Source organism: Corynebacterium sp. HMSC056F09, assembly GCF_001815785.1.
GTDB classification, from domain to species: Bacteria; Actinomycetota; Actinomycetes; order Mycobacteriales; family Mycobacteriaceae; genus Corynebacterium; species Corynebacterium hiratae.
Map to the genome: position 1 here is coordinate 59082 of NZ_KV821931.1, position 14170 is coordinate 73251.

At 63.9% G+C, this 14170-nt stretch carries 13 protein-coding genes; 6 read left to right on the forward strand and 7 right to left on the reverse strand.

From position 1 onward, the window contains the following. Window positions 1–6: 6 nt before the first annotated feature. Both HMPREF3056_RS06920 and HMPREF3056_RS06925 read right to left on the reverse strand, forming a co-directional pair. Complete coding sequence (locus HMPREF3056_RS06920; RefSeq protein WP_070754407.1) at window positions 7–729, reverse strand: molybdate ABC transporter substrate-binding protein; 723 nt, start codon at window positions 727–729, stop codon at window positions 7–9. A 22-nt stretch (window positions 730–751) separates the two neighbouring features. After that, window positions 752–1012 carry a DUF2249 domain-containing protein gene (locus tag HMPREF3056_RS06925; protein WP_049155089.1) on the reverse strand — a complete coding sequence of 87 codons (261 nt, stop codon included), beginning with the start codon at window positions 1010–1012 and terminating at the stop codon, window positions 752–754. Window positions 1013–1105: 93 nt separating this feature from the next. Here HMPREF3056_RS06925 and HMPREF3056_RS06930 point away from each other — a divergent pair, with 93 nt between their 5' ends. Together HMPREF3056_RS06930 and HMPREF3056_RS06935 are read left to right on the forward strand one after the other, a co-directional pair. Continuing rightward, on the forward strand, window positions 1106–2305 hold the full coding sequence (locus HMPREF3056_RS06930) for a beta-carotene 15,15'-monooxygenase (RefSeq protein ID WP_070754408.1): 1200 nt from the start codon (window positions 1106–1108) through the stop codon (window positions 2303–2305). Further along, window positions 2286–3665 (forward strand): multicopper oxidase domain-containing protein, encoded by a 1380-nt coding sequence (locus tag HMPREF3056_RS06935; RefSeq protein WP_070754409.1) that lies wholly within the window; start codon window positions 2286–2288, stop codon window positions 3663–3665. The genes HMPREF3056_RS06930 and HMPREF3056_RS06935 overlap by 20 nt, the downstream gene beginning before the upstream one ends. On the opposite strand, the gene HMPREF3056_RS06940 is transcribed toward HMPREF3056_RS06935, so the two are convergent. From HMPREF3056_RS06940 to HMPREF3056_RS06960, 5 genes are all read right to left on the reverse strand, one after another. Beyond that, a complete protein-coding gene (locus tag HMPREF3056_RS06940; RefSeq protein WP_049155084.1) occupies window positions 3652–4218 on the reverse strand; it encodes a molybdenum cofactor guanylyltransferase in 567 nt (188 codons plus the stop codon). The two genes, HMPREF3056_RS06935 and HMPREF3056_RS06940, sit on opposite strands and share 14 nt — an antisense overlap. Window positions 4219–4224: 6 nt before the next feature. Next, on the reverse strand, window positions 4225–4710 hold the full coding sequence (gene moaC / locus HMPREF3056_RS06945) for a cyclic pyranopterin monophosphate synthase MoaC (protein ID WP_049155083.1): 486 nt from the start codon (window positions 4708–4710) through the stop codon (window positions 4225–4227). A gap of 126 nt (window positions 4711–4836) precedes the next feature. Continuing rightward, window positions 4837–6054 carry a molybdopterin molybdotransferase MoeA gene (locus HMPREF3056_RS06950; protein ID WP_049155082.1) on the reverse strand — a complete coding sequence of 406 codons (1218 nt, stop codon included), beginning with the start codon at window positions 6052–6054 and terminating at the stop codon, window positions 4837–4839. Window positions 6055–6064: 10 nt separating this feature from the next. Next, the gene (moaA, locus tag HMPREF3056_RS06955) at window positions 6065–7204 is read right to left on the reverse strand and encodes a GTP 3',8-cyclase MoaA (protein WP_070754410.1); all 1140 of its coding nucleotides are present in this window, start codon (window positions 7202–7204) and stop codon (window positions 6065–6067) included. A gap of 49 nt (window positions 7205–7253) precedes the next feature. Then, a complete protein-coding gene (locus tag HMPREF3056_RS06960) occupies window positions 7254–9008 on the reverse strand; it encodes a long-chain fatty-acid--CoA ligase (RefSeq protein WP_070547243.1) in 1755 nt (584 codons plus the stop codon). Window positions 9009–9474: 466 nt separating this feature from the next. On the opposite strand from HMPREF3056_RS06960, the gene rho reads away from it, so the two are divergent. The 4 genes from rho to HMPREF3056_RS06980 are packed head-to-tail and all read left to right on the forward strand — an operon-like array spanning window position 9475 to window position 14169. Then, window positions 9475–11418 carry a transcription termination factor Rho gene (gene rho / locus HMPREF3056_RS06965; protein ID WP_070511570.1) on the forward strand — a complete coding sequence of 648 codons (1944 nt, stop codon included), beginning with the start codon at window positions 9475–9477 and terminating at the stop codon, window positions 11416–11418. Beyond that, entirely contained in the window at window positions 11418–12494 is a 1077-nt protein-coding gene (gene prfA, locus HMPREF3056_RS06970) for a peptide chain release factor 1 (RefSeq protein WP_070754411.1), read from the forward strand. Before rho ends, prfA begins: the two co-directional genes overlap by 1 nt. Window positions 12495–12516: 22 nt before the next feature. Then, a complete protein-coding gene (prmC, locus tag HMPREF3056_RS06975) occupies window positions 12517–13437 on the forward strand; it encodes a peptide chain release factor N(5)-glutamine methyltransferase (RefSeq protein WP_070754412.1) in 921 nt (306 codons plus the stop codon). A 54-nt stretch (window positions 13438–13491) separates the two neighbouring features. Beyond that, window positions 13492–14169, forward strand: a complete 678-nt coding sequence (locus HMPREF3056_RS06980; protein WP_049155072.1) for an L-threonylcarbamoyladenylate synthase — start codon at window positions 13492–13494, stop codon at window positions 14167–14169. Window position 14170: the final 1 nt, after the last annotated feature.

Consider the following 14170-nt stretch of genomic DNA (forward strand, 5'->3'; position numbering starts at 1 on the left):
TGACACTTAGTCCACCGGGGTAAATCCGAATTTTTCCCAGGTGCTGTCAAAATCCGAATCGAGGAGGTTGAGGACATCCTGGGTTTCATCGTGTCGGGGCGAATCAGACACGACCGCGCCCATGATCTCGTTACGGAAGTCTTCCGCGCGGTCAAGCGGAATGGCCTCGACATCCTCGCTAGCGGCAGCATCGGTGGAATAGACCCACCCGGCGTCCGCCTCGCCGGAGGCGACCTTACCTAGGACGTCAGCTACCTGGCCTTCAAGGGAGGAGGCCTGCAGATCCCAGTTGTTGGCCTCCATGATGCGCGTGGAAATCGCACCGCAGGGCACGCTCGGATCGCAGAGGACCAAGCGCGCGGAGGAATCCAAGTCCGCCGCGGAGCGCAGTCCTAAGGGATTGCCTTTCGGCACGACCATGACCATAACGTTGCTAGCGAGGGCTACAGGAGTGTCCACGCTGCCTTGCGCAGTCGCATTCTCCATGGTCTCGCGAGAGGCAGTAAGGAGCAGATCTGCGGGCGCTCCTTCATTGATCTGCTGAACGAGCGCGGAAGAGCCGCCATTGTTGAAGGCCAGCGGAGTTTCAGAAGCACTGGAGAGGTCGTCGTTGAGCACGCGCGTGGAGGACGCTGCAAAGACCTGCAACGGCTCGTCGGAGCTCGAGGTGCAGCCGGCCACTGTCAGCGCGGCGGCGAGAACAGAGACAGCAATTTTCAAGCGGCGCATGGTCAGTTACGTTACGGCATCTTTACGCGGTCCGCGTGAATTTAATATGGACTTCCTTTGGTTCCTTCTTGAGGTATTCACGGTCGAAGGATTCTTCGCGCTGGTCCACTTCGTTGAGCAGCGGAAGCGGGTCGTGGGGAGCAATGAGAATCATGGATTCGCCCACGTTGAGGGTGCCCAGCGCTCCGTGGATGGCGCCGTGGCGCACCGCGTGGGGAATTTCGGAGGCGTTGAGGGTGGGGATGGAGGGGCCTTGGGAGGCGTCAATAAGCGGCAAGTTCATGGGATTTTCCCTTTCGAGTTCTAGGGCGGCGGGCGTTGCTGCCCGTGCAACTAATTTACTACGATTATATCCGTGCAAATAAGAATGTCAGATATGTCTCTGCGTGATGTCTCCATGGCTGCTCGTCGGCGCTGGCACACCATTGCTTTTAGCCTGGTCGCCGTATGGTTCGCAGTGGGCGTGGGAATCGCAGTGGCGAATTTTTGGGGAGCGCCCGTGGTGTGGTGGGACCTTATCCACCCATTTACCCTCGGCGCGCTGACTACAGCCATCCTCGTGTTCAGTACTCACTTCACGGAGGCACTCACTCGCACCCCGGCTGTCGGTTTTCGCGGGGTCGGCGCGCGGGTCGGGCTGGTTCAGATGGGGCTGGTTCTCCTCCTTGTTGATCGCGCGGGCTACGACTGGGGCGTGCTTGCGGATATCGGCTCCGCTCTCGTCATCGCTGCCGTTGCGTGGCACCTGTGGGCGCTGTGGGGCAAGCTCCGGGGGTCATTGTCTGGTTCCTTCGCCGTCACCGTGCCTTTTTATCTGGCGGCGGCCTGCTTCATGATCTTCTCAGTAGTCCTGGTGATTCTGGCTGCGCACGGGGTGGGAAACTACTCGTTATTGGTAGCAGCGCACTCACGCGGGATGGTGTGGGGGTTTGCCTTGCTGACCATCCTGGGCACGGTCATTACACTGCTGCCCACGTTGACCCGAACCCCCATTTCAGCGGTTGCCCGGGCGCGGTGCAGCCGGGCTTTGACCGTGCATTGCGTGGGCCTGGCGGTGGCCATGCTTGCCGACGCCTCCGGGCTCACCCGCGCCGCCGGCATGGCACAGCTGCTCACCGTGCTTGCTGCCGTGCTCATTATCCAGCCGCTGCTGGCCGGCGCGCTTGGCGGCGAGAAGACCACGGCAAGCGTGTCCGCGATGGCGGGCCTGGTATGGATGGTGGCTCTCTGCGCCGGTGACGCCGCGGCCACCATCACAGGGGCCTACCCACGTGCAGTCACGTTGCTACTCATGCCAGCGTTCGTCGGTGCCGGCCTGCTGCAGCTGGTGACCGGGGTGCTTCACCACATGCTGCCCATCCTGGCCGGGGCTGCTCATCCCGCGCGGGGCCACCTTCCAGGGTTCGTGCGCGTAGCGCTCATCAACCTTGGCGGCGTGCTGAGCCTCACTGGCATTACTGGCGTGTCCTTCGCCGGGCTTATCATGATGGGGCTAGGCCTCATCGCCAATTGTGCGGCCCTAGTGTGGGCCGTCTCGTCATCTCAAGGAGAAGTTCATGTCAAGCGTGCCCGTTAAAAAGGAGCATTCTGAGAAGCAGTGGGCATCCTGGCTCATCATCATTGTTGCCTTGGTGGCGGTCATTGCACTGGCAGTGACCAATTCGCGGATGGGAAAACAAGATCCGGCGCTGGTAGCTTCAGCCGATGCCGTCACTGTGGATGTCTCAGTCGACGGCATGGCCTTTGTCCCGTCCTCCATTGACGTGGCCGCGGGCAGTCACCTCGTAGTGAACTTCACCAACACCGGCGACCAGGTACATGACCTGAAGATCGGACGCGAGGAGACCGGACGGGTAGAACCGGGCGAGACCGTGCAGCTGGATGCCGGGGTCATCGAGGAGTCCATCGAAGGATATTGCACGATCGCCGGCCACAAGATGCAGGGCATGACGTTCATGGTCAACGCCGATGACTCCGCTTCGAGTGGGCATGATCATGCGGGGGCGTCGGAAAGCACGGGCTCTGCTGGTGCCCCGGCGAAGGTGCCCTCGGCTGCCGAGCGCATGGCAGCTCGCGAAGGATTTGAGGCTTTTGATGCTTCCCTTGCCCCTGCCAAAGGTGACCTTCATGAGGAAACGTGGGTGATGACGGAGGAGGAGATGGAAGTTGCCCCGGGAGTGCGCCAAACCCGGTGGCTTTTCAACGGGCAGGCGCCCGGTCCAACCCTGCGCGGCAAGGTGGGGGATACGTTCCGCATCACCATCAAGAATGAGGGCTCGATGGGGCACTCGGTGGACTTTCACGCTGGGGAGGTCAACCCGGATGAGAACATGAAGACCATCCAGCCGGGCGAATCGCTGACCTATGAATTCGTGGCTCACAGGGCGGGTATCTGGATGTATCACTGCTCGACCATGCCGATGAGTCTGCACATTGCCAACGGCATGGCAGGAGCGGTGATCATCGATCCGCGCGGCGAGGATGCCCTCGCAGACGTCGATGCGGAGTACGTCATGACGGCAAACGAGATTTTTCTGGCCTCCGCGGGCAAAGAAGCAGAGGGTGCGGATGCGCAGCGAGTCAGCGACGGCGATTATGACCTCACCGCCTTCAACTACTATCCCAACCAATATGACGAGGGCTTAGCCCCGCTGCGCGCCAAGGTGGGCGATACCGTGCGCATTTGGCTGGTCAACCTCGGCCCGGATCTGCCATTGAGCTTCCATGTCGTGGGCGAGCAATTCGACACCGTGTATAAGGAAGGCGCCTACCTAATTAAGGGCGCGAAGGACTCCGGCTCCCAGGCGCTGGACCTTTTACCGGCCCAGGGCGGATTCGTGGAGATGACCTTCAACGAGCCGGGCACTTATTCCTTTGTTAATCACCTGATGACGAATGCGGAGAAGGGCCAGCACGGCCAATTCATCGTTGAGTAGCAAGTCGCTCGCGCCGCGCTCGTAGCTCGTCCAAGGTGTCGATATCGCGCACTGCGGGCGTTGCCTCGACCTCGGCGATGGTGCCCGCGAGCCTCAGTAAGTGCATGGCCGGCTTGTTGCGTGGATCTCTGAGCTCCTCCAGCGCGCGGGTGAGGGCCTCGGTGCGCCACAGCGCGCACAGCGGCTGCGGGAGCCCATCGAGTGTGGCCACTGCGACATCAGCACCGGAGCTTTCTAATGCCTGTTCGAGGGCAGGCAGCATCTGTGGGGAATCTGGGGCATCGACGGCCAAGATGGCGGTCGTGGACTTTGCGGCACCAGCCAGCGCGGCGTGGCCCGCGGCGATTCCCGCGGCTGGCCCGCCGAAAAGGGGCTTTTCACATACTTGGGGCATGCCCAAGTGGTAGGGCGAGACAACCGCCACCGGCGCATCATAAGGCAATTGGCGCAGGAGGCGGTCGATGAGGCGCTCACCGGCGAGGATGATACTTGCCTTGTCCACACCACCCATGCGTGTGCCGCGCCCACCCGCCAAAATAATGACACCTGACATTGTTCACTATCCTTCCTCACCCGGCAGGTCGCGGGACCAATCACCCGAGCGGCCGCCGGACTTCGCTGTGATGCCGCAGCGCCGGATATAAGCGGAGCGGTCCACGCCTTTCACCATGTCGATGAGAGCTAGCGCCGCAACGTTCACCGCGGTCAGCGCCTCCATTTCCACGCCGGTGCGGTCGGCGGTGTGAACGGTGGCTTCGATGAAGACGTGGTCTTCGCGCAGCTCGATGTCGACCGCGCACCCGTGCACGCCGATGGTGTGGGCAAGCGGTAGGAGATCCGGGACCTTCTTGGCGGCCGCAATACCGGCCACTCGAGCAACCGCAAGCACGTCGCCCTTCGGCACGGTTCCTTCCTGCAGCGCGGTGAGGACCTCCGGCGAGCAGGCCACCTCGCCTTGGGCGGTGGCGGAACGCACGGTGGGCTTCTTATCGGTGACGTCCACCATGTAGGCGGAGCCGGCCTCATTAAGGTGAGTGAACTTCATGGCTACAGCGGGTCCTTTCCTTGGGTGGACCTAGCCTATCTGACGAAGAGTGGGCCGATCCGGCGTTTAGAGGCGCGATCTTTGGCAACAACGGAGGGGTGGGGGATGTGGTGAAGCACCGTGAAGCTAGTAGGGGTAGACGGTAAGTTGCTCCCCTGTGGTGACGGGGCTCGTCAGCAGCGCGAAACCTTGCGTGCCGGGCAGTGCTGCAACGTGGTGGCTGCGCATGCGTGGTCCAGGCGGCGGGAAGGCGGTGATGCTTCCGTCCAGAGCAATCGAGCACGGCTGAATAAGCGGGCGGTGCGGATGCGGGAAGTCAGCCCCAGCGACGGCCGTCAGGTGCGGCCGGTCTAAAACTCCGGTGGGGCGGGGCAGCCCACGCAAGGAACGCATCAGCGGGGTGAGGTAGAGATGCGCGGAGACGAACGCCGCCACCGGGTTGCCCGGCAAACACACCACGGGAACACCGTCCCACAGCGCGTGGCCTTGCGGCGCGCCGGGGCGCTGGTTGACGTGTCCGAACCAATAAGAGCCGCGCTCCACGGCATCCTCAACGACCGCGCGAACCACGTCAAAGGCTCCTGCGGATACCCCGCCGGTGGTGACGATGAGATCGGAGTCAGCGGCAGCCGCGTCGAAGCGGCGGCGCAGCTCAACGGGTGAATCGCCACATACCGTGCGGGCGATGTCAACGGGGCCGGTAGTGCTAAGGAGTGCGTCGAGCATCGGACCATTGGAATCCGGGAGCTGGCCGTTGAGCAGCTCCTCACCCGTGGCAATGACGGTCACCCGCGGGGTGCGGTGGAGCACGGCGGTGTCGACGCCGGCGGAGAGGGCGGCGGCGATAAGGGAGGCGTCCACCAGCGTGGCGGCACCGGCTAGTTGGTGCCCGGCCTCGATGTGGGAGCCGCGCCGCCGGATGTGGTTGCGCTCGGGAAGGCGGTGCACCGTGACGGTCTCAGGCAGTGGCCCGGGGCCTGGTGGAATATCGGTGTCTTCCACGGGGATGACCAGACCATCAAAGCCCGCGGGTACTGGACCACCGGTCATGATGCGCAGCGCAGTGCCGGGCGGCAGGGTTTGGGCCGGCGCGCCGGCAGGCACATCACCCACGACAGGCAAAGTGAAGGGAACGGTGAGACTGTCTGGTGAGGAAGGCTGAGGAATGAGGAAGCCATCCATGGCCGAATTATCCTGCGGCGGGAGGGGAAGGCGGGCGACGAGGGGCTCAGCCAGCACGCGACCCTGCGATAAGGCAGCGCGTTCCGAAGGCAAGGCGCGGACCAGCGCGTGGAGGCACTCGAAGTATTCCTCGATACTTAAGTCAGTCCCGGTACTCGTCATTGCACCCAATCTAGCCACCGATGGCGGACATCGGGCGATCCGGCTGGAGGAAACCTTCATCATCCACCCCGTGGCCCGGTAATTTCCTCCACATTTCACCCGCCCACGCGGTAGCTAGCTCCGCATCGCTGGCGCCAGAGCGCATGAGGTCGCGCAGGGAGGTTTCCGAGTTGCCGAAGAGGCAATTGCGCACCGCGCCGTCTGCGGTCAGGCGCGTGCGGTCGCAGTCCCCGCAGAAGGGCCGAGTTACGGAGGCGATCACCCCGATGTGTCCTATGGGGAGGGAGCCATCGCGCGAGACCGCGGACCACAGTGCCGCCGGCGCGGAGCCGCGGGGTTTCTTAGCCGGGGTGAGCTCGAAGTCTTCGGCCAAGCGCGCCAAGATATCCTCCGCGGTGACCATCCGGGAACGCGCCCACTCCTCCCGTGGGCCCAATGGCATCTGCTCGATGAAGCGCAGTTGCGCGCCGCGTTCGAGGCAAAAGCGAGCCAAGGGAAGGATCGCAGACTCGTTGACACCCGGCATGATGACGGCGTTGATCTTGACTGGGTCCATGTCGGCGGCCAGCGCGGCGTCGATGGATGTGAGCACATCTGCCAGGCGGTCGCGCCGGGTGAGCCGGGCATAGAGCTCCGGATCGAGGGTGTCTAAGGAGATATTGACGCGGTCGAGCCCGGCGCGCTGCAGCCCCGGCAGGCGCTTATCTAGGCCCAGCCCGTTGGTGGTGAGAGCAGTAGTGGGTGCCGTACCTTCGTCGGTCCGCAGAGCTTTGGTCGCGGCGATGATTTTCTCTAAGGAGCCGCGCAGGAGCGGCTCCCCGCCGGTGAAGCGCACCTGCTGGATGCCGAGCTTGTCTACCGCGAGGCGGATAAGACGGATGGTTTCTTCATCGCTGAGCGTGTGTTCGGTGGGCAGCCACTCATAACCTTCGGCGGGCATGCAGTAGGTGCAGCGCAGGTTGCAGCGATCCGTCAGGGAGACACGCAGGTCGCTGGCTTGGCGGCCGTAGCGATCCACGAGCGCGCGGCGGCCGTCGGGCCCTGGCGCCGGCAGGTCCGTGGGCGGAGTCCCCGCGCCCCGTACGCGCGGCAATGGCAGCGTCAGCGGGGCGGAGGTGTGTGGCGAAGGTTGGGATCGTTGGGCGGACATTGCTGGCAAGTCTAGATCGAAGCCTGCCGAATGAGTAGGCGGGGTGGGGCTAGTCTTCCGCGCCGCCCTCTTCGGCGTCTAAGCGCTGCGCCTCGCCCGGGCCCTTCAGCCGGATGATGTTGTACTCGCCTTCCGCCAAGTGGGCGCGCAGGTCCTTCTTGTCGAACTTGCCCACCGAAGTCTTATCGATGGATTTTACAAAGGTCCAATACTCCGGCAGCATCCAGGAGGGAAGCTCAGAGCGCATCCCGTTGCGCAGGCGCTCGGCGGTCTCAATCGTGGGGCTGATGTCCGCGGCGAGCACGGTGACAGCCAGCGGGCGCTCGACCCATTGCTTGTCGGGGTAGCCAATGACGGCGCATTCCAGCACCACCGGGTTGGCCATGATGAGGTTCTCCAATTGGACGGAGTAGATCCACTCACCGCCGGAGCGGATGACATCGCGGGCGCGATCCTCCACGGTGAGGAAGCCATCCTCGGTGACGAAGCCGACGTCGCCGGTGCGCAGCCAGCCGTCGGCCGTGAACTTGGAGTCCGCGTCCTCGACATCCTTGCCACGGAACTCGTGGGCAGCACCGCCGTCCTCCGAAGCGGGCGAGTGGTAGTAAGAACCGGTGACCAAGTTGCCGCGGACCTGAATCTCGCCAGCGTTGCGGTCCGTGGTGTTGACCACGTGGCCGTCATTGACCACGCGGTATTCCAAGGAGGCCGGGAAGCGCCCCTGGGAAATGCGGTAGGCCCAGCGAGCCTCACCTGAGGCGCCTGAGGGCGGGCGGGCCACCGTGCCCACCGTGGTGGTTTCCGCCATGCCCCACACGTGGACCACGTCCACGCCGTAGCGCTCTTCCCAGCTCTTGATGAGCTGCGGTGGAACAGGCGAGCCGCCAGCGAAGATCTCCGTCAGTGTCATGCGCTCAGGCGGGTTCTTGAGGTAGTGCACGAAGAGCTGAATCCAAATGGTGGGCACGCCATGGGCCACGCGCGGGGAGGTGGCGGCGATGATTTTGGCCAGGGTGGCGGGGGAGACGTCGGCGTCGGGAAGCACCAGCGGCGTGCCCGTCATCCACGCCGCAAAGGGAACACCCCAGCTCAGCACGTGATAGATGGGGATGCAGCACAGGAATGTCTCGCCGTGGGTCACACACAGGGAATCGGAGGAGCGCAGCTGCATTCCTTCCAAGTACAGAGCGCGGTGGGAGTAGAGCACGCCCTTTGGTGCACCAGTGGTGCCGGTGGAGTAACACAGTGCGGCGGCGGTGTGCTCATCCAAAACCGGCCAGTCATACACGGTGGAGCGCCCATCCAGCAGTTGCTCGTAGCTGTAGATTTCAACGTTGCCCGGCAGAGCGGTGCTGGGCTTGCCGACGCCCGTAAACACCACCGCACGCACACAGTCCACACCTTCCAGAACCTGGGCTAGCTGCTCGGCGAGGCGACAATCCGCGACGATGACGCGGACCTCAGCGTGGTTGATGATGTGCCGGATCTGATCATTCATCAGCTGCTTGTTGAGCGGGGTGAACACCGCTCCCTTACAGGCGGTGCCAAAAAGCACTTCGAGGTGCTCGGCGCAGTTCCACATCAGTGAGCCCACGCGCTCGTCACCGGTGATGCCGAGCGTGTCATGCAGGGCGTGGGCGAAGGCGGCGGCGCGGGCGCCGACATCAGCGAAAGTGGTTTCCTCGCGTTCATTGCCGGGATTGGCGCTGTGCCAGGTGATGACCTGGGTTTGGCCGTGGACGGAGGAACCGTACTCCAGGATGCGGGTGAGGGACAGCGGGATATCCTGCATTGTGGAGAGCATGCGCACTACTTTAGCCGTGTCAGTGTGAGCGCGGGGGAAGGATGCGGTATAGTTATCCGCGACTGGTGGGGAACGCTTTCCCCGCATCTCCGAGCTCCCTCCACGGCGCACACACCTGCGGTGACACTCTCATGGCAGTCCAACGGTGCGCGCGACGGTGAGAGGGGAGAGATACGCTCGCAGTCGCCTTCTTAAAATATCTCCCCGCGCTTGACCCGCGGCCGATTCCTTGAGTGCTTTCAGGAGTTCAACAAGGAGTCCTTCACGTTCCGTACCGCCGGGCCGGAGAGGGGGGAGAGCCAAGACAACCACCGCCCACGGGGATCGCGGTTGCGTGAACTCGCTGGTGGCGGAGGACCATCCCAATTACACACTGGCTTCCAACGCCCGCTTGGAACAGCACCACGCACAGTGCAGGTGCGGCAGACAAGACGGCGCGCGTTGGTGAAGCGACGAAAGGATATCCGTGAGCGATACGGACAAGACCGCAGCACAGGATCTCGCCTCCCTGAAGCTGCCGGAATTGCGCAAGCTAGCTGCGGAGCGCGGACTTCGCGGCGTCTCCGGACTGCGCAAGGGGGATCTCATTACTGCCCTGACCACCGGCCAGGTGCCGGCGCGCGGCGCGAAGGCCGCTGCCCAGGGCGAGGCTAAGGACGCACCCGCCGCAGAGGACTCCGCACAGAAGGAGTCGAAGAAGGACGCGCAGCCGCGCCGCGCGACCCGCAAGGCTTCCCGCCCTGCCGGCGCTGCTGACCAGGCCTCCGAGAAGCAGGAGCCTGAGAACACTCACAAGGGCGAGGACGGCGCTCAGGAGTCCGAGCAGAAGGACGGCCACGACGAGCAGCGCTACGAGTCCCGCTCCCAGGCCCGCCGCGCCCGCCGTAACCGCGCGCGCCGCCAGGAGCGCGAGGCCCGCGAAGAAGCCAAGGGCAATAACAACGGCAACGGAAATGGCAACGGCGCCGAGGACAAGCAGTCCAAGTCGGAGGGTAACCAGTCCCGTGGCGGCAACAACTCCGACAACTCCGATAACGGGGACCACGGCAACGGTGGCAACAACGGCGGTGGCAATAACGGGGGCGGCAACAACAACCGCCGCGATAACCACCGCAACGATGATGACAACAACGGCGGCGGTGGCCGCCGCAATCGCCGTAACCGTCGCAACCGCCGCGGGCGTGACCGCGATGGCGGCGGCAACGGTGGCAATGACCTGCAGATCCGCGAGGGCGATGAAGTGCAGGTAGTGGGCGGCATCCTCGAGGTCGTCGACAACAACGTGGCCTTCCTGCGCACTACCGGCTACCGCGCGGCCAGCTCCGATGTCTTTGTCAACAACAACCTCGTGCGCCGCCTGGGCCTGCGTTCCGGCGACGCCCTGACCGGCAAGGTCAAGGTCTCGGGCCCGACCCACACCCACGGCAACGGCCGCAACCGCCGCAAGTACAACCAGCTCGTGGAGGTCGACACCGTCAACGGCCTAGATCCGTCGACCGCGAAGGAGCGCCCGGACTTCGCCAAGCTCACGCCGCTGTACCCAAACCAGCGCCTGCGCTTGGAGACGGACCCGAAAATCCTCACCACCCGCGTCATCGACCTCATCATGCCGATTGGTAAGGGCCAGCGCGCGCTCATCGTCTCCCCGCCGAAGGCCGGTAAGACGACGATCCTGCAAAATATCGCCAACGCCATCGCCACGAACAACCCGGAGTGCTACCTCATGGTCGTCCTCGTGGACGAGCGCCCCGAAGAGGTCACCGACATGCAGCGCAGCGTCAATGGTGAGGTCATCGCCTCCACCTTCGACCGCCCGCCGTCAGAGCACACCTCGGTGGCGGAGCTGGCCATCGAGCGCGCCAAGCGCTTGGTGGAGCAGGGCAAGGACGTCGTCGTCCTGCTCGACTCCATCACCCGCCTCGGCCGTGCTTACAACAACTCCTCCCCGGCATCCGGCCGCATCCTGTCCGGTGGTGTGGACTCCAACGCCCTGTACCCGCCGAAGCGCTTCCTGGGTGCTGCCCGCAACATCGAGAACGGCGGCTCGCTGACCATCATCGCCACCGCCATGGTGGAGACCGGCTCCACCGGTGACACCGTCATCTTCGAGGAGTTCAAGGGCACCGGCAACGCCGAGCTCAAGCTGGACCGCGCCATCTCCGAGCGCCGCATTTTCCCGGCCGTGGATGTCAACCCGTCCGGCACCCGCAAGGACGAGCTCCTGCTGGTTCCGGAGGAAGCACGCATCATGACCAAGCTGCGCCGCATCCTCTCCGGCCTGGACTCCTTCGCCGCTATTGACCTGCTGATTAAGCAGCTCAAGAAGACCCGCTCCAACGGCGAGTTCCTCATGCAGGTGGCCTCGTCCGCGCCCATGGCGGCTGACACGGATGAGGAGGACTACAAGTAATGTCTAACCAGGTTTCCCTCGTCGATGACATTGTCTCCGAGTTCCAAGGCATCGAAATGCAGATGGCTGACCCGGAGGTAGCCGGTGATCAGTCCCAATTCCGCAAGCTGTCCAAGCGCTACGCCGAACTGCGACCCGTCGTCGCCGTGAACGACGAGTTGGTCCAGGCTCGCCAGGACCTGGCCGATGCCAAAGAGATGGCCTACGAGGACCACGAGTTCCAGCCCGAGGTCGACCGCCTTGAGCCGCTCGTCGTTCAGCTGGAGGAAAAGCTCGCGGACCTGCTGGCCCCGCGCGATGAGCATGACTCCGAGGACATCATCATGGAGATCAAGGCCGGTGCCGGCGGCGAAGAGGCAGCACTCTTCGCCGGCGACCTGGCCCGCATGTACGAGCGCTACGCCGATAAGGTCGGCTTCCAGTGGGAGGTCTTGGGCCTTAACGAGTCCGACCTCGGTGGTGTGAAGGACATGTCCATCTCCTTCAAGTCCAAGACCCCCTCGCGCGATGGCGCGTGGAGCGTGTTCAAGTTCGAGGGCGGCGTCCACCGCGTGCAGCGCGTGCCGGTGACCGAGTCCCAGGGCCGAATCCAGACCTCCGCAGCTGGTGTGCTGGTCTACCCGGAACCGGAAGAAGTCGAAGCCGTCAACATCGATGACAAGGACATCCGCGTCGACGTTTACCGTTCCTCCGGTAAGGGCGGCCAGGGCGTGAATACCACCGACTCCGCGGTGCGTATTACCCACCTGCCGACCGGCCTGGTGGTGACCTGTCAGAAGGAACGCTCCCAGATCCAGAACAAGGCGCGCGCCCTGCAGGTGCTGCAGGCACGCCTGGACCAGATGGAGCGCGAGGCCCGCGAGGCCGAGGCCGGCGAGCAGCGTGCTTCCCAGGTGCGCACCATGGACCGCTCCGAGCGCATCCGCACCTATAACTGGCCGGAGAACCGCATCACCGACCACCGCATCGGATACAAGGCCAATAACCTGGATTCCGTGCTCAACGGTGACATGCAGGACCTCATCGACGCCCTGCAAGCCCAAGAACGCGCAGAGCGCCTTGAGGCTGAGGACTAAGGCTAAGGCACGGTTTAATTCGGTGACTTTTCACACCTATCGGGAGGCGCTTCGTGATGCCACGGAGCGCCTTCGCGCTGCCGGGGTACCTTCATCCGAGTGGGACGCGCGCCTGCTGGCTGCCCACCTCATCCACTGCGGCCACATGGACATCCCGCTTAACGAGGCTCCGATGCCCGGCTTTGACGTGGCATATGGGGCGTTGGTGGGGCGTCGTGAAGCGCGCGAGCCCCTCCAGCACATCCTGGGCGTGGCGTGGTTCGGCGCCCTCGAACTCGAGGTGGGCCCCGGCGTGTTCATCCCGCGCCCGGAGACGGAGGTGCTCGCCGACTGGGGAGTTAAATTTCTTACGAAATTTAACTCGGGGAAGATGACGAAATTTAACTCGTTGGGGACGACGAAACTTAACTCGCAATCTCCCCGCGTCGTGGATCTGTGCGCCGGATCCGGGGCGCTGGCGCTGTACGTCGCCCACTATGTGCCGCAGGCCCAGGTGTGGGCAGTGGAGCTTGCCGACGCCGCCCTGGCCTACACCCGGCGCAATGCCGCAACCGCTGTGCGCGGCCGGGCGGGTTCTGTGAACGTGGTGCAGGGCGACGTCACCGACGCCCAGCTCTTGTCGGAGCTGCACGGCACCGTTGACCTCGTGCTCACCAACCCGCCCTACGTTCCGGAGACCCCGGACCTGGACCCAGAGGTCTACCAGGATCCGCACGATGCGGTGTTTGGGGGAGCAGACGGCATGGAGACCATCAACGCGATGATTCCGACCATCGCCGCGCTGCTGCGCCCCGGCGGGCGTGTGGGCATTGAGCACGACGACGAGACCTCCCAACAAGTGCAGGAAGCCCTGCGCGCGCACGGCGGCTTCAGCGATATCGAGGTGCTCAAAGACCTCACTGGCACCGCACGATTTGTCACAGCGAAGCGGGGAGTACAGTAGATTGGTCGAAGATTGGTCGACAAGCCGACAAGAACGGGATTAAAGGAGAGACCAATGCAGGGACAGATTTATAACTGTGCGGACGCTGCTGAGCGCGAGGAAGGCATGGCACTTGCCGTCAAAGCAGCCAAGTCAGGCCGACTCGTCGTGATGCCCACCGACACGCTCTACGGGCTGGGCTGCGATGCTTTCGATAACGATGCCGTGGCCAGCCTTTTGGCCACCAAGCACCGCGGCCCGGACATGCCGGTGCCGGTGCTCGTCGGCTCCTGGGACACTGTCAAGGGGCTTGTCGCTTCGTTGGATGACACCGCGCAGACCCTCATCGAGGCCTTCTGGCCGGGTGGGCTGTCCATCGTGGTGCCGCAAGCGCCTTCGCTGCCTTGGAACTTGGGCGATACCCGTGGCACGGTGATGCTGCGTATGCCCCTGCACCCCATTGCTATTGAGCTCCTCCGCGAGGTCGGCCCCATGGCGGTCTCCTCCGCGAACATTTCCGGACAAACCCCGCCGACCACCGCGATTGCCGCCAAGCAGCAGCTGGGCAAGGCCGTCACGGTCTACCTGGATGGGGGAGAAGCCGAGGTGGGCAAGCCGTCTACCATCATCGACTTGTCCGGTCCGCGCCCCTACCTCTTGCGCGAAGGCGCGCTGAGCGCCGAGCAGATTGGCGAGGTCATCGGAGTGTCTGCAAAGTCCTTGCGCACCCGGCCGGGTAGCCAATCCTCTTAAG